This window comes from Paraburkholderia sp. DHOC27 (assembly GCF_003429005.1).
Taxonomy (GTDB): Bacteria; Pseudomonadota; Gammaproteobacteria; order Burkholderiales; family Burkholderiaceae; genus Paraburkholderia.
Genome location: NZ_QVQV01000009.1, coordinates 151,738 through 172,925, shown reverse-complemented (window position 1 = coordinate 172,925; position 21,188 = coordinate 151,738). Strand labels below are relative to the sequence as shown.

The window sequence follows — 21,188 nt, the reverse complement described above, 5'->3', positions numbered from 1 at the left end:
TACACTGTGCGGAAATGGCGTTGTCCCGCCCGCGAGGTACGCTCATGGAACCTCAAGGTGCGCACATGGCACCCCCAAGGCACCGGCACGGCACGCGCAGGATGCCGAACGCGGCGGGACAGCAATGGCCACGGCCAACACAGATACACGGAGACAGGCGCATTCATGGATGATTTCTACACAGACGACCAGCGGATGATCCGCGATGCGGCCCACGACTTCGCGGTCGATTGCCTCGCGCCGTTCGCCGCCCAATGGGACCGCGACGCGCACCTGCCCGACAGCGTCATCAAGCAGATGGGCGAACTGGGTCTGCTCGGCATGATCGTGCCGTCCGAGTGGGGCGGCTCGTACACCGACTACGTGGCCTACGCGCTTGCGGTTGAAGAAGTGGCGGCCGGCTGCGCCTCCTGCGCCACGTTGATGAGCGTGCACAATTCGGTGGGCTGCGGGCCCATTCTGAACTTTGGCACTGCGCAGCAAAAAGAGCGCTATTTGCAGGACCTCGCCACGGGGCGCAGTATCGGCGCGTTCTGCCTCACCGAGCCGCAAGCGGGCTCCGAAGCCAATAACCTGCGCACGCGCGCGGAGTTGCGCAACGGCCAATGGGTGCTCAACGGCAGCAAGCAGTTCGTCTCCAACGCAACCCGTGCGAATCTCGCCATCGTGTTCGCGGTGACAGACCCGGCACTCGGCAAGCGCGGCCTGTCGGCGTTCATCGTGCCCACCGACACGCCGGGTTTCAACGTCGGCAAGCCCGAGCACAAACTCGGTATCCGCGCGTCGGATACGTGTCCGATCACGCTGGAAGACTGCGCGGTGCCGGAAGCCAATCTGCTGGGCGAGCCGGGCGAGGGGCTGCGCATTGCGCTGTCCAATCTCGAAGGCGGCCGCATCGGCATTGCGGCGCAGGCGGTGGGCATCGCCCGCGCGGCTTTTGATGCAGCGCGTCAGTACGCGCATGAGCGGATCCAGTTCGGCAAGGCCATCAAGGAGCACCAGAGCGTCGCCAATATGCTGGCCGACATGACCACCCGCCTGAACGCCGCACGCCTGCTCGTGCATCACGCCGCGCGGTTGCGCACCGCGGGTAAGCCGTGTTTGTCGGAGGCGTCGCAGGCCAAGTTGTACGCGTCGGAAATCGCCGAGGAAATCTGCTCGAAGGCCATCCAGATTCACGGCGGCTATGGATATCTGGAAGACTATCCGGTGGAGCGCCACTATCGCGATGCACGCATCACGCAGATCTACGAAGGGACGAGCGAAATACAAAGAATGGTGATTGCGCGCAACGTTTGAGTGCAGAATGAGGCGGTCGGATTGAGACCGTCTGTGGAATGCCTGGGCGGTGCGCAGCAGGCAGGCAGCAGGCACGACCCGGCGCCCCAAGGCACGTCAGCCATGCCGGGCGCGAAGGAATGCCTGGCTGGCAGGAAGCGGAGAGAGCGCCCACGCGCCCACGCGAATCGACACAGGAGACGACGATGACCGAGCGGACCCCGTCCACGCAGGCATTTCTGGCGGCGCGCGACCTGTTGTGGCGCCATCGCACCGACTACGAGCGCGCCTATGCCGGGTTCACGTGGCCCCGGCTCGATACGTTCAACTGGGCGCTCGATTACTTCGACGTCATCGCGCAGGACAATCACGCGCCGGCACTGTGGATCGTGGATGATCCCGCGGGTCCCGGTCTGAAGCTCTCGTATGCGCAGATGTCCGAGCGCTCGGCGCGCATGGCGAATTTTCTGCGCGGCGTGGGCATAGGACGCGGCGACCGTGTGCTGCTGATGCTACCCAATCGCGTCGAACTATGGGACGTGATGCTGGCGGCGATGAAACTCGGCGCGCTCGTCCTGCCGGCCACCACCCAGCTTTCCGCCGACGACGTGCGCGACCGCGTGCAGATCGGCGAGGCGCGCTTCGTCGTGGTGGACAGCGCCGAAACCGGCAAATTCGAGCAACTGGACATGCCGCTCACGCGGCTTTCGGTGGGCGCGCCGCGCGAGGGCTGGATCGATCTGGCCGACGCCCGCGACGCCTCGCCCCAGTTCGTGCCGGACAGTCCCACGCGCGCCACCGATCCACTGCTGCTGTACTTCACCTCGGGCACGACCTCGAAGCCCAAGCTCGTCGAGCATACCCATCAAAGCTATCCGGTCGGGCATCTCTCGACGATGTACTGGATCGGTCTGCAACCGGGCGATATCCACTGGAACATCAGTTCGCCCGGCTGGGCCAAGCACGCGTGGAGCTGTTTTTACGCGCCGTGGAATGCGCAGGCCTGCGTGTTCGTCTTCAATCAGGGACGCTTCGTGCCGCAGCAGACGCTCGACGTGCTGGTGCGCTGCAAGGTCACGACGCTGTGCGCGCCGCCCACCGTTTGGCGCATGCTGGTGCAGGAGCCGCTCGCGGACTACCGGGTGAGCCTGCGCGAGATCGTCGGTGCGGGTGAGCCGCTGAATCCGGAGGTGATCGAGCGGGTGCAGCACGCATGGGGCGTGACCATCCGCGACGGGTATGGCCAGACCGAAACCACCTGCCAGATCGGCAATTCGCCGGGTCAGCCGGTGGTGGCGGGATCGATGGGACGGCCTTTGCCCGGCTACCAGATCGAACTCGTGGATGCCGACGATCATGCGACGAGCGAAGGCGAAATCGCGCTGCCGCTCGCCGAGCCGCCAATGGGTCTGATGACGGGCTACGCGAACAATGCGAGTGCGACTGCCCAGGCCATGCGCAACGGTTACTACCACACGTCGGACGTGGCGCTGCGGCGCGACGACGGCTACTACGTGTACGTGGGCCGCGCCGATGATGTGTTCAAGTCGTCCGACTACCGCTTGAGCCCGTTCGAACTCGAGAGCGTGCTGATCGAGCACGAGGCGATCGGCGAGGCCGCGGTCGTGCCGAGCGCAGATGCATTGCGGCTGTGCGTGCCGAAGGCGTTCGTTACCGTGCGACACGGTTATGAGGCGAGTCCCGAACTGGCGCGCAGCGTGTTCCAGTTTTCGCGCGAAAAGCTCGCACCGTACAAGCGCATCAGACGCCTGCAGTTCAGCGAGTTGCCCAAGACCATCTCCGGCAAGATCCGCCGCGTGGAGTTGCGGCGCCGGGAGATGGAGCGCGCAGCGGAGCCGGCGCGGCTGGAGGGCGAGTACTGGGAAGAGGATTTTCCGGAGCTGACGGCGGGGACGGAGAAGGTGGGGACTGCGAAGTAAGAGCTTGTGAAGCACGGCGCGTGAAGCAACGGACCCTTTAGTCGCAGGCCGTGAAAGAAAAGCGGGCGCCGAAGCGCCCACGATGTTCCTGACGGTTCAAGCCACGTTCAAGCCTCACCCACCGGGCTCGGCCCGACGCCATGCGCGTCAGGCGTGCCAGGCGTATGCGCAGCATGCACACGGCTCACCCACACGACGGCCAGCATCGCCAGCGCCACCGACACCCAGCCGACCGTGCCATAACCGGCAATCTGTCCGCTGGCGGTATTGCTCAGCATCAGACCGCCCAGCCACGCGCCACATCCCATCCCCAATGCCTGCAAGGCGCTGTTGGCGCTGAGGAACGCACCGCGCCGGCTCGGCTCGGGGACCGTAGTGAGGAGCGCCTGCATCGGCACCATGCGGCCCGACATGGCCACCATGAAGAACGGGAAGAACAGGACCATCGCCGCGAAGGGAATGGTTGGCAGATGCGTGACGAACAGCACCGGAATCGCAGACAGCACGGCCATCACGCGGAACATGTAGTGCTTGCCGTAGCGGTCGGCGAGACGTCCAATTGCGCGCGAGGTGAACAGGGTCGCGGCGCCGCCCGCCATATACAGCCACGAGAGCCGCGCGGGCTCCACGCCGTGATTGGCAACCAGCATCGGCGAGACGAACGGGATCACCAGCATCTGCGAAATCATCACCGTGAAGGTGAGCGCGAAGGCCTTCATGTGACGCGGATCGCGCAGCAGCCGGCCCAGCTCGGGGAGGATCTCGCCGAGCGGGCGCGGCCGCCGGCTCAGATGCTGGGCGAGCGGCGGCACGATGCGAAAACCCGCCATCCATACGAGTACCGAGAGGACCACCAGCAGGACGAACGGCGCAGCCCACGTGAAATGCGCGCCGAGCATGATGCCGGCCGGTACGCCCGCGATAGCCGCCATCGAGAACGCCGTCATGATCGTACCGGTAGCCGCGCCGCGTCGCGCCACCGGCACGACGTCGCCGACGATCGCCATGATCACCGAGCCCAGCACGCCGCCCGTGATGCCGGCAAAGGCGCGCGCGACCAGCAGCAGCGGAAAGGTGGTGGCGAGCGCGCAGGCGAGGTTGGACAACGCAAACAGCGCATAGATGAAGAGCAGCAGTTTGCGCCGGTCGAAGCGGTCGATATAGGTGGCGGCAAACAGACCCGACAGCCCCGAACACCACGAGTAAGCCGACACCGCCGTCGCGAATGCGGCCGGGACGATGTGGAACGCGTGCATGATCTGCGGGCCGAGCGGCATCATCACCATGAAGTCCATGATGATGGTGAATTGCGTCAGCGCGAGCAGCCACAGAAGGCGCCGCTCGTGCGTGGTGCTGATGGTGTACATCGGCAAGAATCCTTGAAAGAGGGAAAAGCGCGTCGCGCGCCGCTCATCACCGAATGCTAACCGCTAAAACGCCGACCGCCGACGAGCGAGGCGTCAGCGGTGGCGGGCGGAGTGGCCAATACGGCAAATGAAGCAGATGCAGCGAATGCCCCAAATGCCCCGAATGCGGCAAGCGGGGCAAAAGCGCAAATGCAGCAAACACGGCGGACGTTGTACGGCCCGCCAACGCGCATGTCAATCGTCGAGATTTTCGTGGACTGCAACGGCGCCCTGTTTCCAGTACGCGGCGGCGCGGATGTGTGCCTTGTCGACGCCACGCTCGGTCACGAGGTGATAGCGCACCGCGCGCATCGAGGCCGCTTCACCAGCGGCCCAGACATAGCCCGCGCCATCCGGCAGGAACGTGTCGCGTACCGCTTGCAGCAGGGCGTCGCCACGGTACGAAGTGTCGCTGCGATAGCACCAGACTTCGTGCAGCTCGGCGGCGGTGTCGAAGGCGATGCGCGCGGACGGATCGGCCACTTCGAGCACCGCTGCCACGCGCGCGCCGGCCGGCAGTTCCGACAGACGCCGCGCGATGGCGGGCAGCGCGGTTTCGTCGCCGATCAGCAGATGCCAGTCGAAGGCCGTTGGAATGACCAGCGAACCGCGCGGGCCGCCAATGCCGAGGAACTGGCCTACCTTGGCCTGGGCCGCCCACGTCGCGGCGGGTCCCGCCTCGTGCATGGCGAATTCGATATCGAGTTCGCGCGCGGCGCGGTCATGACGGCGCGGCGTGAAATCGCGCGCCACCGGTCGCGGCTGGTCTTCGGGAAACACCGGACCGTTCGGACCCGCGACCGGCACGACGGGCTTGTCCTCGCCCGGCGCGGGAAAGAACACCTTGATGTGATCGTCGAACGACGCGGACACGAAATCGTCCAGATCGTCGCCGGTGAGGGTGACGCGAATCAGGTGCGGTGTCAGCGGCTGGACCCGCGTGACCTGCAGCAGACGAAACTTCAGCGGATGACGGACGCGGGTGACCGCGAGATCGGATCGGGCTTGCATGGGTGTGCTCTCCAGTTTCCAGTATTCGGTGGCGTGGCTCGGTGCGTCATGGCGTATTGCCGAGGCACCTGTGCGTTCAGGGCGTTGCGTTTTCCGGGCCGTTTTCGCCGTCACCCGGTTTTGGGTCCTGCGTTTGATTGGCGCCCGTACCTTCGATTTCCGCCGTGGCACGCGCGAGGATTGCCGCGATGCGGCGCTGCTCGTCGGCGGGTGCGCTGTCACGGCGCAGCAGCGCGAGCTTGAGCGCCCGCCGTGCTTCACTCAGCTCGGGCAGCCAGCCGCCTTCGCTCGGATCGAGCGGCTCTTCACCGGCAAAGGCGCGGCGCACGGAATCCATCTTGCGGGCAATATGGGTGAGCTTGGCGAGCATCAGCTCGACGCGCTCGCGGTTGTCGGCAAGGTGCTTGCGGCCGGGTTCAGCGAGTTCATAGCGCTTGCGGTTGCCTTCGAGCTGCACGGTCACGTAGCCGAGTTCTTCGAGGTAGGTCAGGGCCGGGTAGACCATGCCGGGGCTCGGGCTGTAGAAGCCGTTCGAGCGCGCCTCCAGTGCCTTGATGAGTTCGTAGCCGTGGCTCGGCTGGGCATCCAGTTGTGACAGCAACAGCAGTTGCAGGTCGTCCGAGGTGAACTTGCGGCCGCGCGGGAAACCGTCGCCATCGCCGCCGCCGAAGCCACCCCGTCCGCCCCGGCCTCCCGGGAAGGGTCCGCTGCCGTCGCGATGGCCAAAATGACGGCCGATGGCGTGACGCAGTGCATGCAGCGAGAAGCGGTCGGCATAGAAGCGCTCGCCGTAGGACGCGCCGGACATCTCGTCGCGGCGGTGGCGGCCTTCGCCAGCAAACGCGTCCATGCCGCGCGCGAAGCGCTCATGGTGGCGGCCGTGGCCTCGCCACTGATGGCGCTCGAGCGCGTGCCACAGGGCATGCAGCGTGAAGCGCTCGTCGGCGTCGCCCCACGGCGCGCGGTCGAAGTCCTGCTCGTGGCGCCCGTGATGGGCGTGATGATGATGGTGATGATGTGAATGGCGCATCTCAATGCTCCGTTGTGTCTAAAGATGTGTCTTAAGATATATATCTAAAGATAGTTTGTCAAACACGAAATTTGGGGCGGCATGGTGGTGGACTCGCCACGGTTGCCCGGTCCGTCAGAACTTGGGTCAAGCGATTTCCATCTACCAGCCCCATCCCATCGTTTCAATGACGTCATGTCATTAATCTAATGACGCTGATGCTCTCGTGAAATGTCGGTCCGTTGCCCAGAATGTCTCTCAACGCGGCCCCGGCCGCTCTTTAAACGGAGAGACAGCATGTTTGCGATCAGTGGAGTGAGTGGACAGGTAGGCGGCGCGGCGGCTCGCGCCTTACTGGATGCAGGGCATCAGGTGCGCGCGGTGTTGCGCGACAAGTCGAAGGCGGCGCCCTGGCTGGAACGCGGCGCGGAGGTGGCGATTGCCGAGGTGCAGGATACGGCCGCGTTGCAGGCGGCCTTCGCGGGTACTGAAGGCGTGTTCGTCATGGTGCCGCCCGACTTCGCGCCGCAGCCGGGTTATCCGGGTGCACGGGCCGCAGCGGCATCGCTGACGCGGGCGCTGGCCGCCGCGAAGCCGCAACGGGTGGTGGCGCTGTCGTCGATTGGCGGGCAGCACGACTCGGGGCTCGGTCTCATCACGCAGGTGCATATCCTCGAAGAGGCGCTGGCTGAGTTGTCGATTCCCACCGCGCTGCTGCGGCCCGCGTGGTTCATGGAGAATTCGCTGTGGGATGTCGGCCCGGCGCGCGCGACCGGCAAGATGGCGAGCTTCCTGCAACCGCTGGAGCGTGCCTATCCGATGATCGCCACGGCGGACATTGGGGCGGTCATTGCACGCACGCTCACGCAAACGTGGCAGGGCCGCCGCGTGATCGAGATCGAGGGGCCGCAGCGTTATACACAGCACGACATTGCCGCGGCGCTGGGCGCTGCATTGGGGCGCACCGTCGAGCCGCAGATCGTGCCGAGAGAGCAGTGGGAAGCGCTGTTTCAGTCGCAGGGCACGGCGTGGCCGCTGCCGCGCATGGAGATGATCGACGGCTTCAACAGCGGCTGGATCGAATTCGAAGCCGATGGCGTGCACGAGCGCGTGATCGGCGAGACGTCTTATAAGGTGGTGATGGAGGAGTTGGTGAAGCGGGCGCAATAAGGAAGCTAGCGTCGGGTCAAAGCCGGCGTGAAAAACCCGCAAAAGAAGCAGTGATGCAGCAACAAAAGTGGTTCACAAAAACCGGCGGCGCCATCTTCGACATGGCGCCGCCGCTTTTTTGCACGAAGTCCAGTGCGCGATCAGTGCGCGCCCGCCGCGTCCGGTCCGCCACCGCCTTTGGCGGGCCGGGTGATCCAGATGAGCGGAATGATCAGAATGAAAATGATCGCGGACACGAAGAAGATATCGTTTAGCCCCATCATCGCGGCCTGCGTGTTCACAGTGAAATCGAACATCGCATGCGCCGATTGCGTGTTCAACTGGAGCAGTGACTGGGTCGAATCCATCTGCTGGTTAAAGAGCGGATTATTGATGCTGGCGCGCTCCGTCAAGCGCGCGTGATGCAGGACGGTGCGGTTGTTCCACTCGTTGCCCGCAATGGAAGTGCCCACCGCGCCGCAAAACACGCGGGCGAAATTCGACAGGCCCGCCGCCGCTGGAATCTTCTGCGGCGGTTGTCCGGCGAGGATGATCGCGGTGAGCGGCACGAAAAAGAGGGCCATCGGAATGCCTTGCAGCAGCGTGGGCAGCACCAGATGCCAGGTGTCGATCTCGATCACGTACTTCGAGCGCATATAGAACACGATCGCAAAGCCGATGAACGCGAGCGTCGCGATGACGCGTGCATCCGAGCGCGGCAACACGCGGCCCATCACGGGCGCAAGAATCACGGCGAACACGCCGAGCGGCGCGGTGACGAGACCCGCATCCACGGAGCGGTAATTCAGATACTCCTGCATCCATTGCGGCAGCAGCACCAGATTGCCGAAGAACACCCCGTACGCCACGGAAATCGCAATCGTCCCGCCCAGGAAATTGCGCTGCGTGAAGAGGCGCAGATCCACGATCGGGTTCGGTTCCGTCAACTCCCATACGAGGAAGAAGGCGAAGCTGATCACGGCGGTGATGCCGAGTATGACGATGACCGGCGAGGAGAACCAGTCCAGATCCTTGCCCTTGTCGAGCATGATCTGCAGCGACGCCACCCAGGTAATCAACAGGCCAAGACCGACCACGTCGATGGGCGGCTTGCGGGTGGCCGACTCGCGGGTGCGGTAGATCATCCACGTGACGCCCGCCGCGAAAATGCCCACCGGGATGTTGATATAGAAGATCCACGACCAGCTGTAGCTATCCGTGATCCAGCCGCCGAGCGCGGGGCCGGCAATCGGGCCGACCGTGGCGGTCATGGCCCATAGTGCGAGCGCCGTGGACGACTTCTCCTTGGGATACGAACCCAGCAGGATGGCCTGCGAGAGCGGAATCAGCGGACCGGCGACGGCCCCTTGCAGAATCCGCGCAACCAGCAGGACGGGCAGCGTGGGGGCGATACCGCACAGCCACGACGACAGCACGAACATCAGGATCGCGCCAACGAACAGCTTGATCTGACCGATGCGCTGCGTGAGCCAGCCGGTCAGCGGAATCGACACGGCGTTCGCAGCGGCGAACACGGTGATGACCCAGGTGCCTTCGTCCACCGAGACGCCGAGGTTGCCGGAGATGGTGGGAATCGCGACGTTGGCAATGGACGTGTCCAGCACGTTCATGAAGGTGGCGAGCGCCACGGCGATGGTCGCGAGCACGAGCTGGCCACCTTGCAACGGCGGCGGAGCGGCGGGTGGCGACGGCGGCGAAGGTGGCGTGGGGGGCGTAGGTGAAGCGGCCGCAGAGTCAGGCTGGCTCAAGCGTTTCTCCGGTGCAGGGTGACAGGCGATGAAGTCGCGTTGCTTGATTTGACGTGGCGCGACGTGGCGCGACGTGGCGTGACACGGCTTGGACAGAGCCCGCCAGAAGCAAACCGGCTTCAGGATACCGGATTCTCCGGGTTGCGTTGCCCGCCGTGCACAACCGCGGCGGCCCGCCCACGGGCTGCTCTCACCGGCTTCCCACGCGGGCTTCCCACGAATTGCGGCAAAAAAATGACGGTCAGCGTATGCTCGCGGCTGTGCACGCGTCTGCCCGCACGAAACGATTCAGGCGAAGCGCGCGAGCCACGCAGGAATCCGACAAACAACGACCCGCGCATGACCTGTTCGAACCGCGTATTCAGACGGGCAGGCTGGACCAGACAGGCCAACCGCGCAGGCCAACCGCGCAGGCAGACGACGCAGGCGAACCGCAAAGGGAGATCAGCATGGCATGGCAAAAATTCAAACACGGCTGGCGCCTCGCGCCGGCTGATTCGTCTACGCCAGCGCGCGCACTGGTGGTGCTGCTGCACGGCGTGGGCAGCAATGCACGCGACCTGTTACCGCTCGCGGATAGCTGGCGCGAGGCGTTGCCGGATGTGGCGTTCGTTTCGTTCGACGGCAGCCAGCCCTTCGACGGCGGCGGTGCCGGCCGTCAGTGGTTCAGTCTGCGCGAAGTCAACGAGACCAACCGGGCGGCGCGCGTGGTGGACGCCTATCCGGCGCTACGCCGCATGCTGGAAAACGAACTGGAGCACTGGCAACTGACTTTCTCGAGCCTCGCGCTGGTGGGCTTCTCGCAAGGCTCGATCATGGCGCTGCATCACGTGGCGACGCGCGAGGAGGGGCTCGCCGCCGTGGTGGCCTACTCGGGGCGCCTGGCATCCACCGTGGCCGCACGCACGCGCACGCCGGTCACGCTGGTACATGGTGTCGAAGATCTGGTGATTCCCGTGCTCGAACTCGAGCGCGCGGCCAACGCGCTGAGCGACGCGGGATTTGCCGTGGCCGCGTTCGCGCTGCCCGAGATCGGTCATACGATTTCGGCCGACGGCCTCGTGCTGGGCCGCGATGCATTGGTGCGCGGTTTCACCGGGCCGGCTGCGAGTGTGGCGGCGGCCTCGGGGTCATCGAAATAATCAGAAATATGAAGATATTCGAACGAGCGATCTAAAGTAATTTGAACGGCTTGCCGTTAATGGTTCATAAGCGTGAAAATCACGCGCGCCGCACGATCGCCAGCCGCGTCCTGGGGGACGTCAGCACGGCGCAGTGAGGCCGGGGGAATCAATCGCAACGCCCCGCGAGGGGCTATAACGACACACGCAGAGCCTACCTATGGCCAGACCGAAGCCGTATTACCCTTTCTTCAGGGGTTTCTCCCGTCACACCGTGGCGGTCGACCTTGGCACGGCCAATACCCTTATCTATACCGAGGACGGCGGCATCCTGCTGGATCAGCCGTCCGTCGTATGTTTCCAGAAGCACGATACGGCGGGGCCCAAGCGGGTCGCGGCGGTGGGCAGCGAGGCCAAGCAGATGCTCGGCCGCTCGCCCGGCAACCTGGAAACCGTGCGGCCCATGCGGCATGGCGTGATCGCCAATTTTCCGGCCGCGGAACACATGATCCGTCAGTTCGTCGATATGGCGCGGCCCCGGCCGTTCTTCGGCCGGCGCGCGGCGTTCACCATCTGCGTGCCGGCGGGCGCCACTCAGGTCGAGCGGCGCGCCATCAAGGAAGCGGCGGTGGCAGCGGGTGCCTGGAAGGTGAGCCTGATCGGCGAGTCGCTGGCCTCGGCGGTGGGCGCGGGGCTGCCGGTGAGTTCGGCGACCGGATCGATGGTGGTCGACATTGGCGGCGGCACCACGGAAGTGGGCGTGATCGCGCTGGGCGGCATGGTTTATAGCGGCTCGATTCGCGTGGGCGGCGACCAGTTCGACGCAGCGATCGTCAACTACGTGCGCAATCTGTACGGCGTGTTGATCGGCGATCAAACCGCGGAGCACGTGAAAAAGACCATCGGTACGGCCATGCTCGACGTGCCGATCGAGCGTCTCAATGCAACCGGGCGCAGCGTCGAAGACGGGCTGCCGCGCACCGTGCAGTTGAGCAATCACGATATCGCGGAGGCCATCGAGGCGCCGCTGCGTCACGTGATCGGCGCCGTGAAGGCGGCACTGGAAAACGCACCCGCCGAACTGGTGACGGATATCGCCGATAGCGGCATCGTGCTGACGGGCGGCGGGGCGCTACTGGGTAACCTGGGGCGGCGTCTCACGAGCGAGATCGGGCTCGACGTGCGCGTGGCCGACGAGCCACTCACCTGCGCCGTGCGCGGTGCGGGGACGGCTGCCGGTGCGGGTCTGCTGGACGAGTGGATGTACGAGTAGGCGTTGACGCAGGCATTCGTAGAGGCGACGAAGCGCGTGTCGAGGCTGGCCGCGTGTTTGCCGCGGCTGTGTGACAATGGCCGCTCATTGGCTTCCCGTTGGCTTCCGTAGCCGCCTGCTCCCCGGTCTTTCCCCGTGACTCCCGCCGACTCCGTTCCATCTCCTCTGTACATCGAACTATCCAGCGGCCTGCGCATGCCTTATGTCGAGGCGGGCGAGGGCGAACTGCTGCTGTTCGTGCACGGCTCGCTGTGCGATTACCGTTACTGGCAACCGCAGCTCGCCGGTCTCGCGCGCCAGTACCGCTGCGTCGCCGTGAGTCTCACGCATTACTGGCCGCAAACCGATACATCAAGCGACGCGCTTGCGCATGCGCCATTTAGCTGGAGCGCGCACGCGGACGAGTTGGGGAAGTTTGTCGAGCGCTTCGGTGCGGGCCCGGCGCACGTGGTGGGTCATTCGCGTGGCGGCTGCGTCGCGTTTCATTTCGCACGGCGTTTTCCGCAGCATCTGCGCACGCTGACGCTGGCCGATCCAGGCGGCCCGTTGGAGATTGCCGGACGTTCGACCGCGCGTTTGCCGGAGACCGTCAACGCGCTGCGCGCACGCGCGGCTCAATTGATCGAGACGGGCAAGGTGGACGAAGGGCTGCAACTGTTCGTCGATTCCGTGAGCCGTCCCGGCTTCTGGGCGAAGAGCACGCTGTCGTTCCGCACGATGGCGATCGACAACGCGCACACGCTCGCGCGTCAGTTCCGCGATCCGCTGCCGGCCTATACGGAGGAACTGGCCACAGAGGTACGCGCGCCGGTGCTGTTGATCGACGGCGAGAAAAGTCCGGACATGTTCCGGCGCACCGTGACCGCGCTCGCATCATGGTTGCCCGATGCGCGGCGCACGACGGTGCAGGGCGCCTCGCACGGGATGAATCTGGCGCATCCCGCAGCGTTCAATCGCTACATCGACGGCTTCATTCGCGGCACGCTCGCGGGCGCCTGAGTGCGGCTAACTGCATACCGGCCGTATGCGGCCGTTCGCGGCCGTATCCGGCGGCGCCCAATCACACATAAGGCGCGCCGCGTGCGTTGCCTTCTCCGCGTGATCGCCGTCGGTGCTTACGCGCGGCTCTTGCGATGCGCGTCGGCGTCGAGCGCATGTTCCGCCGCTTCGCCAACGAGGCCGTGATAGTAGAGATGCACGCCAATGGCGAGCGAGTCGTTGCGGATTTCGTGCAGCGCCTTCCACGCCTTCTGCGGTTCCTTGAACAGCAGGTAGTGCGCTTCGTTGGCGACGAGGGTCGCCACCTGATGCAGCCCGTGACCATGCAACTTGTCGACGAGAGCGTCGAGGCTGCGGTGCGTGCGCGCGTCGGTACGCGGATACAGCATGTGCAGCACCGCGACGTTTTGCGTCTTCAGTGCCGCCGACAAGGCCACTACTATGTCCTGGTGGTTCAGCGCAGTGACGATGCTGTCTTCGGTGTGGTTGTGGTCCGGAAACAGCGTTTCGAGTGAGGCGTTCATCGAGTATTCCTGTTCTTCTAGACTAAAGAAAAAAGCTCGCCGCAAAACGGCGAGCCTGAACAACCGTGTGATTTGCAGGGCAGCAATAACACGCATTCAGTATCGCAGAGTCGGACATGTTGCGCTGCACACCTGTTGCAACAGATTGTTGCGATAATGGCTTTGTCTTTCATTTGGCTAGCTGTCATTTCGCGCCGTATCTGAGTCTTTCTCCTGATTTAAAACTCGACTGCCGGTGAATATTGCAAAGGTCGAGATGAATTGTTGCGTTCAATCGGCGCAATCAATCGTGATGCGCGCCGTAAAATGGGCGCCATCACCGGAGTCAGACGAGCCAATGACAGAGCCAATCACAAGTTAGTGGCATGCTTGACGGGCAACGCGCGCTGCGGCGCGGCCAGGCTGTTGTCCGATTCTGTCTCTCACGCACTCGTAGTCCGGTACGCGTGCAATGCGATTAAAGGAAAGCGTAAATGAACGACTCTACGACACACGCCACACTGAAGTTCTCCGATAGCGATCAGACAATTGATCTGCCGGTCTACAAGGGCACGATGGGCCCGGACGTCATTGATATTCGCAAGCTGTATGGCCAGACCGGCAAGTTCACGTACGACCCGGGCTTTATGTCGACGGCGGCATGTAACTCGGCCATTACGTATATCGACGGCGACAAGGGCGAACTGCTGTATCGCGGCTATCCGATCGAAAATCTCGCGCAAAATGCCGACTTCCTCGAAACCTGCTATCTGCTGTTGAAGGGCGAATTGCCCAACGCAAAGCAGAAGGAAGAGTTCGTCAACACCGTCACGCAGCACACGATGGTGCATGAGCAGATGCACTTCTTCTTCCGCGGTTTCCGTCGCGACGCACACCCGATGGCGATTCTGGTTGCCGCAGTGGGCGCATTGTCGGCGTTCTATCACGACTCGCTCGACATCAATAACCCGCAGCACCGTGAAGTGTCCGCAGCGCGCATGATTGCGAAGCTGCCCACGCTGGTAGCCATGGCGTACAAATACACGGTGGGTCAGCCGTTCGTGTATCCGAAGAACGACCTGTCGTATAGCGCGAACTTCATGCGCATGATGTTTGCGAATCCGGCGGAAGAGTACAAGGTCAACGACGTGCTGGTGCGCGCGCTCGACCGTATCCTGATCCTGCACGCTGACCACGAACAGAACGCGTCCACGTCGACAGTGCGTCTGGCGGGTTCGTCGGGCGCCAATCCGTTTGCGTGTATCGCAGCGGGTATCGCCTGCCTGTGGGGCCCGGCGCACGGCGGCGCGAACGAAGCGGCGCTGAACATGCTGGAAGAGATCGGCTCGGTGGACAACATCCCCGAGTTCATCAAGCAGGTGAAGGACAAGAACTCGGGCGTGAAGCTGATGGGCTTCGGTCACCGCGTCTACAAGAACTACGATCCGCGCGCCAAGCTGATGCGCGAAACCTGCCACGAAGTGCTGGAAGAACTGGGCCTGCACGACGACCCGCTGTTCAAGCTGGCCATGGCACTGGAAAAGATCGCGCTGGAAGACGAGTACTTCGTGTCGCGCAAGCTGTACCCGAACGTCGACTTCTACTCGGGCATCGTGCAGCGCGCGCTGGGCATCCCGACGGCCATGTTCACGTGCATCTTCGCGATGGCCCGCACGGTGGGCTGGATTGCGCAGTGGAACGAAATGATTGCGGATCCGGAACAGAAGATTGGCCGTCCGCGTCAGCTATTTGTTGGCAACACGCCGCGTGAAGCCAAGCCGGTCGACAAGCGTTAATGTGTTCATGAGATGAACGGGACCGCACGCTTCGCGTGCGGTTCGATCTTTCGCCAAGCGTTCGTCAAGCATTCGTTAAATGCGTGTCAAGGCGGGCGCCGTCTCCCGATCCCGGAGCGGCGCCCGCCCTTCGTTTACGCGTCGAATCAAGAAAGCGCGCCGTCAATTCTGTAGTTTCACGGTCAATCCGCCGCCAGCAAAACTGCACGACGCGTGCCAATAGCTCGCGCCTTGCGTCTCACGCGGACCCGTAGCTTTTTGTTACGCCTTCCGGGACGCGCGCGGGCGTGAATTCACCACACTCCTGTGTTAAGTTCTTTTGATGGCCCCAGGCCCCTTCCGGAACGAAGCCCTTAGCACACAGGAGCAAGCTGATGCAGCAAGCAGAAGCACTTGGCGGAATCTCGCACTCGAGCGGTGCGGATCATGTTGATCAACACGAAGCCGACGGTGCTTTTATCCCGCCGGAAAATCTGAATGTCGCCGCGGCCCAGCAGTTCGTGCTCAAGTCGGGCGACACGTTTATCGTCAACGATCCGCTCGGCGACATCACGGGCCGCGACGACGGCCTGTTCGTCAACGACACGCGTGTGCTCTCCCAACTGCGCCTGACCTTCGGCGGGCGCGCGCCTTCGCTGCTGTCCGGCAGCGTGAGCAGCGATAACACCGCATTCACCGCTCATCTGACCAACCGTCCGCTGCCGCCGCTCGGCGGTGACAGCACGCCGGAAGGTGTGATCCACGTCGAGCGCGTGCGGGTGCTGTCGGGCACCGTGCTCAACGAGGCCATCGAGCTGACCAACTACGGCACGAGTGATGCAGTGGTGCCGCTGTCCATTTCGTTTGCTAGCGACTTCCGCGATATGTTCGAAGTGCGCGGCCTCAAACGCGACAAGCAAGGCAAGATCGAAACGGTCAAGGTGGAAAACGGCGAGGTGGTGTTCGGCTACGTCGGGCTCGACAACGTGGAGCGGCAGGTGCAACTGGCGTTCTCGCCGAGCCCCGACAAGCTGCTGGCCAATCGCGCGGACTACACGGTGCAACTGCCGGCGCAGGCGTGCGTGTCCATCTACCTCGCGGTGGCCGTGAAGGTGCAGGCGGAACAGCCGGGCGCCAACACGGGGGTTGCGAAGCCCGTGCATGCGGTGAGCGAAGCGCATCTGTCGCAGATCGACGCGGCGCGTCCTCGAGTGGGCCGGGCCGCCGTGCGCGCGGCACTGGTGGATGCCCACCTGGTGATGCGTGAACGCCGCCGTGCTACGGCGCGCGTGCGCTCCAGTAATCCGCTCTTCAACGCTTGGATTGACCGCTCGCTGGCCGATCTTGGTCTGCTGACCACCGACCTCGAAACCGGTCCGTATCCGTACGCCGGCATTCCGTGGTTCTCGACGCCGTTTGGCCGCGACGCGTTGATCACGTCGCTGCAAACGCTGTGGCTGCAACCGGGTCTCGCGCGCGGCGTGTTGCGCTTCCTGGCCGAGCATCAGGCGCGCGAGAATTCGGCGTTCCGCGATGCCGCCGTCGGCAAGATCATGCACGAAATGCGCAAGGGCGAAATGGCGGCCACCGGCGAGGTGCCGTTCGCGCTCTATTACGGCGGGGTGGATTCCACGCCGCTCTTTATCGTGCTGGCCGGTGCTTACGTGGCACGCACCAATGACGTGAGTCTGATCGACGAACTGTGGCCGGCGCTCGAACGCGCCGCGCAATGGGTGGCGGGTGTGTGCGACAAGAACCGCTTCGGCCTGCTCGACTATCAGCGCGAGTCGGATGGCGGGCTCGCCAATCAAGGCTGGAAGGACAGCCACGACTCGGTCTTTCACGCGGACGGCCGCTTCCCCGACGGGCCGATCGCGCTGGTGGAAGTGCAGGCCTACGCGAGCGCCGCGTTCGACACGATGGCGCACTTTTCCACGCTGCGCGGCCAGCACCAGGAGGCCAAGGCATACAAGGAGCGCGCGAGCGCGATCCGCCAATGCGTTGAAGAAAAGTACTGGATGGAAGAGTCCGGCTTTTACGGTATCGCGCTGGACGGCCATGGCGAACTGTGTCGCGTGATGGCTTCCAATGCCGGCCATCTACTGGCCTTTGGCTTGCCGTCGCGCGAGCGTGGCGAAGCGGTGGTGCGCGGTCTGGAGTCGACGCTGTTCCACACGGGCTGGGGCGTGCGCACGCTCGCCGCCGGCCAGGCGCGCTTCAATCCGATGGCGTATCACAACGGCTCGGTCTGGCCGCATGACAACGCGTTGTGCGCGCGTGGCGTGGCGCGCTACGGCGGCAAGGCTGCAGCCGTGCGCCTGTTGCAGGCGCTGTTCCAGGCCGCGGTCAATTTCGACATGCGTCTGCCGGAGCTGTTCTGCGGTTTCCCGCGTCGGCGCGGTGAGCCGCCCACCGCCTATCCGGTTGCGTGTCTGCCGCAAGCGTGGGCGGCGGGTTCGCCGTTCATGATGCTCGAAGCGTGCCTTGGCGTGACGGTGGATGCCGTCCGGCGCGAGGTGCTGATCGAGCAGCCCATGCTGCCGGAGGGTATCGACTGGCTGGAGATCGGCGACATGCGCGTTGGCGATTCGAGCGTGACCATCACGTTCCGGCGAGTGGCGGGCAAGGTGGTGGCCTCCGCGGAGCAGGGGGATGTACGGGTGATCGCGCTGCTTTGAGGATCCAACTGCCCGTGACGCCTCGCTCGTGAGTTGAGTTGGCCTAAGTATCAGGTCAACAAAGAGGTGCACAAAGAGGTGCACAAAGTGCCTCGCCCGCCATGACGGGGGCGGGGCGCTTTTGTTTGGGGGTTGTGGTCAACGGTGTTCTGAAACGAGTGACGCAAAGCCGCAACAGGGATTATCCTGAATTCTTGTATGGTAGTATTGCTCAGGCTAAAAGTCTGAAGAAACGCCAGATCGAGAATCACAGGAGATGCTTATGCAGCGATCGAATAGTTCGTTGTCCGAGTCATATCGTGTAGCGCTTGCATCGACCATCGGCACGATCGCTGAGTACTACGATTTCTTCGTGTATGGCACGGCGGCGGCGCTGGTGTTCGGCAAGCTGTTCTTTCCGAGCCAGAACCCGCTTGTCGGCACGCTCGCCGCGTTCGCCAGTATCGCGCTGATCTGGCAGGTGGGTGCGCTGATCGGCAGCGGCATCTTCAGTGTGCTCTCCATCCAGCTCATTCAGATTGCGCACGGCGGCTCGATTGGCATCGCCATATGCGTCGCCCTGACGGCGGTGATTTCGCTGGTGGCGGTGCTGGCACTGCCCGAGACGGCACTCACGCAGCTCGCGGGGCAGGAACTGCACGACTGGGGCAGCGCCGATGCTGCGGCAAACGTGCGTTCGCACAGCGCTACGCGGGCCTGCGCCCGACACGCGGCTTTGCGGCGTCCCCGAAGGCAAAGTTAGCGTAGACCTTCTGCGCAGGCGCGTCGTCTCCAACCGCAGCGACCATGCGCCGGAGTTCAGACCGCGCTTTCGAAAAGAAAGGCAGCAGCGTCATCACATTTGCGCTCGCAGCGTGATCTAGATAATTCGTTGTACTGGATAAATATAAAACATGGAGAAAGGAGCTGAAAAATGAGGAAATCAGTGTTTACCGTGGCGGTCGCCGGCGCGGCGATTCCCTGCGCGCATGCCCAGAACAGCGTGACGCTTTACGGCGTGCTAGACGAGGGCTTGATGTTTCTGAGCCACACGGGCGGTGCTGCCGGCGGCAAGCTGATTACGGTAGATTCGGTCAACGGCATGAGCGGCAGCCGTTGGGGCATGACAGGGTCCGAGAATCTGGGTGGCGGGCTGCACGCCATTTTCACGCTGGAAGGCGGCGTCAACCTCAACACGGGGCAGGCGGGGCAGGGCGGAACCTTCTTCGGACGGCGCGCCTTCGTGGGCCTCGGCAGCGATCAGTATGGAACCCTGACGCTCGGCCGTCAGTACGATGAGATTTTGTATTTCATCCAGCCTCTCACCTCCGTGGGAAGCCAGGCGGGATCGACCGCGTTCGCTCATCCCGGCGATCTCGACAACACCGCCAACTCACTGCGCGCGAACAACGCCGTGCAGTACATCAGCGCGAGTTATGGCGGCTTCACCGTCGGCGGCGAATATAGCCTGGGCGGCCAGGCGGGCGACGTCACGGCGAACAGCGGTTATTCGATGGGGATGTCGTATGCCAACGGATCGGTCCGGCTGGCCGTGGCCTATGAATACTTCAAGGATCCGACTTCGACGACGGCCGGTACGGGTTTCTTTACCGGCAATGCCAACGGAAGCACGAGCCTGCGAAACTCGTTGAACAACGGCTATACGAGCGCGTTGTCCTATCAGGTCATAGGGCTGGGCGCGGGGTATACGGTTGGCACGGTCTCGCTGGCCACTGCCTACACCAACATCCAGTACGGCAACATGAATGCGGGATTCAACGGGCAGAGCGCGCATTTCAACAACCTCGATTTTTCCATCAAGTACCTGCCGTCACCCGCCGTTTCGCTGTCAGCTGCCTATGATTATCTGAAGGGCGAGAGCGTGACGACGAGCAGCGGTGTGAAAATCGGCAATCAGCATTACAACCAGTTCAGCCTGATGGGCGACTACCTGCTTTCGAAGGCAACCGACGTCTATCTGGAAGGTGCGTATCAACGGGCTTCGGGCATCTCGTCAACGGGCGGCAGCGCGGTCGCGGACATTGGCAATGTGGGCGACGCGAACGGCAATCACCAGTTCCTGTTCCGGGTCGGGCTGCGGCATCTGTTTTAGCGGGGTGGGGGCGCGTCGTGGGTCTGCGGCGCGCGCGCTGCCTCAAGGGTGCGGAGCGTTCAAACCGGCGCTACCGTATGAAGAAACTCGAGCAGATGGGAGCTCACTTCATTGGATGCCTCGTGCTGCACCCAGTGTCCCACGTCATCGAGTTCGATCAGACCCACGAGTCCGGGCAGGCCCGCGCGTAGTTTCTCGAGTGGCGGGTACAACGCGCCCAGACCATCGGCTTTCCCCGTCATGAAAAATGACGGTTGCGTGACCTTGGCGCCTTTCAACGCCGCAGACAACTCGAAGTAAGGATCAACCGCGCGATAGTAATTGAGGCCGCCATGAAAGCCCGTGCGCGTGAACTCCGCGATATTGTGCGCGAGATAGTCGGGCGCGACCCATGCCGGCAGTGGACCGGGTGCCGGACGGTCGAGCCCGCGTGCCGGGTCCAGAGGATGCCAGCGCTGCTCCTCTGGGGCCGCACCGGACGCCCAGTACAGCACGCCGGGTATGGTCACGGCGGCATTCGACCAGACCTCGTCGGCCTCAGGCTTGATCTGCGCGAACATATAGAAATGGTTCTCGTGGCCTGCGCTGCGCATGCGTGTGAGCACGCTGACTTCCCCGCGCGGCGCATACGGGACGCTCAGGCAAAACACGGCCCTGAATTTGTCCGGCCGCAGCAGGGCCGCATTCCACGCGTGGCTCGCGCCCCAGTCATGGCCAACCAGCACTGCGTTCGGGATTTCGAGCGCGTGCAGCAAACCGATCAGATCGCCAGTGGTGTGAAGCGGGGTATAGAGCGTCGCGTCAGCGGGCGCCGAGCTGCGTCCGTAACCGCGCATGTCGGGCGCGATGGCGCGGTAGCCCGCCTGCGCGACAGTCTCCATCTGACGGCGCCACGTGTAGGCCGTATCGGGGAAGCCGTGGCAGAACAGCACGGCCTCGCCATCGCCTTGCTCGGTTACGTGCAACGTGATGCCGTTGACGGAGATATCGTATTCCTTCATGCGCATGTGTCCTTGCAGCTGTGGAGACGACGAAGGTTGCGGAGGCCGCGGGGGTTGTGAACATTGCGCAAGCGCGCTTGTCGCCAGAACTGCCGCCGCCACGCTAAGATACGGACCTCGACGCTGAGCATCTCCAGCGCTGGCTTCGGGCGGGACTCGCGAGCGGGCATGCTCAAGCCACAGG

At 63.8% G+C, this 21,188-nt stretch carries 15 protein-coding genes and 1 pseudogene; 10 read left to right on the top strand and 6 right to left on the bottom strand.

Features of this window, described 5'->3' with window-relative positions; genetic code table 11:
• Positions 1 to 165 precede the first annotated feature (165 nt).
• Together D0B32_RS26685 and D0B32_RS26680 are read left to right on the top strand one after the other, a co-directional pair.
• Positions 166 to 1,299, top strand: coding sequence for an acyl-CoA dehydrogenase (locus tag D0B32_RS26685; RefSeq protein WP_117337323.1), 1,134 nt, complete (start codon positions 166 to 168; stop codon positions 1,297 to 1,299).
• Between the two features lie 185 nt (positions 1,300 to 1,484).
• On the top strand, positions 1,485 to 3,218 hold the full coding sequence (locus D0B32_RS26680) for an AMP-binding protein (protein ID WP_117337322.1): 1,734 nt from the start codon (positions 1,485 to 1,487) through the stop codon (positions 3,216 to 3,218).
• A 107-nt stretch (positions 3,219 to 3,325) separates the two neighbouring features.
• Here the strand turns inward: D0B32_RS26680 and D0B32_RS26675 are convergent, their stop codons facing one another.
• From D0B32_RS26675 to D0B32_RS26665, 3 genes are all read right to left on the bottom strand, one after another.
• Entirely contained in the window at positions 3,326 to 4,585 is a 1,260-nt protein-coding gene (locus D0B32_RS26675; protein WP_117337321.1) for an MFS transporter, read from the bottom strand.
• 234 nt (positions 4,586 to 4,819) lie between these two features.
• Positions 4,820 to 5,635, bottom strand: coding sequence for a siderophore-interacting protein (locus D0B32_RS26670; RefSeq protein ID WP_117337320.1), 816 nt, complete (start codon positions 5,633 to 5,635; stop codon positions 4,820 to 4,822).
• Between the two features lie 76 nt (positions 5,636 to 5,711).
• A complete protein-coding gene (locus D0B32_RS26665) occupies positions 5,712 to 6,485 on the bottom strand; it encodes a PadR family transcriptional regulator (RefSeq protein WP_117337319.1) in 774 nt (257 codons plus the stop codon).
• Between the two features lie 456 nt (positions 6,486 to 6,941).
• On the opposite strand from D0B32_RS26665, the gene D0B32_RS26655 reads away from it, so the two are divergent.
• Positions 6,942 to 7,814, top strand: coding sequence for an NmrA family NAD(P)-binding protein (locus D0B32_RS26655; protein WP_117337317.1), 873 nt, complete (start codon positions 6,942 to 6,944; stop codon positions 7,812 to 7,814).
• A 140-nt stretch (positions 7,815 to 7,954) separates the two neighbouring features.
• Here D0B32_RS26655 and D0B32_RS26650 read toward each other — a convergent pair whose 3' ends face one another.
• On the bottom strand, positions 7,955 to 9,562 hold the full coding sequence (locus D0B32_RS26650) for a DHA2 family efflux MFS transporter permease subunit (RefSeq protein WP_117337316.1): 1,608 nt from the start codon (positions 9,560 to 9,562) through the stop codon (positions 7,955 to 7,957).
• A gap of 449 nt (positions 9,563 to 10,011) precedes the next feature.
• Between D0B32_RS26650 and D0B32_RS26645 the strand changes: the two genes are divergently transcribed.
• The 3 genes from D0B32_RS26645 (at position 10,012) to D0B32_RS26635 (ending at position 12,955) form a co-directional block, all read left to right on the top strand.
• Complete coding sequence (locus D0B32_RS26645) at positions 10,012 to 10,704, top strand: alpha/beta hydrolase (RefSeq protein WP_117337475.1); 693 nt, start codon at positions 10,012 to 10,014, stop codon at positions 10,702 to 10,704.
• A 199-nt stretch (positions 10,705 to 10,903) separates the two neighbouring features.
• Complete coding sequence (locus D0B32_RS26640) at positions 10,904 to 11,956, top strand: rod shape-determining protein (protein ID WP_117337315.1); 1,053 nt, start codon at positions 10,904 to 10,906, stop codon at positions 11,954 to 11,956.
• Positions 11,957 to 12,151: 195 nt separating this feature from the next.
• Positions 12,152 to 12,955 (top strand): alpha/beta fold hydrolase, encoded by an 804-nt coding sequence (locus tag D0B32_RS26635; RefSeq protein WP_117337314.1) that lies wholly within the window; start codon positions 12,152 to 12,154, stop codon positions 12,953 to 12,955.
• A 116-nt stretch (positions 12,956 to 13,071) separates the two neighbouring features.
• On the opposite strand, the gene D0B32_RS26630 is transcribed toward D0B32_RS26635, so the two are convergent.
• A complete protein-coding gene (locus D0B32_RS26630; RefSeq protein WP_117337313.1) occupies positions 13,072 to 13,479 on the bottom strand; it encodes a hypothetical protein in 408 nt (135 codons plus the stop codon).
• A gap of 473 nt (positions 13,480 to 13,952) precedes the next feature.
• On the opposite strand from D0B32_RS26630, the gene gltA reads away from it, so the two are divergent.
• The 4 genes and pseudogenes from gltA (at position 13,953) to D0B32_RS26610 (ending at position 20,003) form a co-directional block, all read left to right on the top strand.
• Positions 13,953 to 15,254, top strand: a complete 1,302-nt coding sequence (gene gltA / locus D0B32_RS26625) for a citrate synthase (RefSeq protein ID WP_117337312.1) — start codon at positions 13,953 to 13,955, stop codon at positions 15,252 to 15,254.
• 374 nt (positions 15,255 to 15,628) lie between these two features.
• Positions 15,629 to 17,911: an amylo-alpha-1,6-glucosidase gene (locus tag D0B32_RS26620; protein WP_117337311.1), complete on the top strand. Its 2,283-nt coding sequence runs from the start codon at positions 15,629 to 15,631 to the stop codon at positions 17,909 to 17,911.
• Positions 17,912 to 18,173: 262 nt separating this feature from the next.
• Positions 18,174 to 18,362: pseudogene (locus D0B32_RS33215) on the top strand (MFS transporter); the annotation flags it as partial.
• A 462-nt stretch (positions 18,363 to 18,824) separates the two neighbouring features.
• The gene (locus tag D0B32_RS26610) at positions 18,825 to 20,003 is read left to right on the top strand and encodes a porin (protein ID WP_117337310.1); all 1,179 of its coding nucleotides are present in this window, start codon (positions 18,825 to 18,827) and stop codon (positions 20,001 to 20,003) included.
• A gap of 59 nt (positions 20,004 to 20,062) precedes the next feature.
• Here the strand turns inward: D0B32_RS26610 and D0B32_RS26605 are convergent, their stop codons facing one another.
• On the bottom strand, positions 20,063 to 21,004 hold the full coding sequence (locus tag D0B32_RS26605; protein ID WP_220444965.1) for an alpha/beta fold hydrolase: 942 nt from the start codon (positions 21,002 to 21,004) through the stop codon (positions 20,063 to 20,065).
• Positions 21,005 to 21,188: the final 184 nt, after the last annotated feature.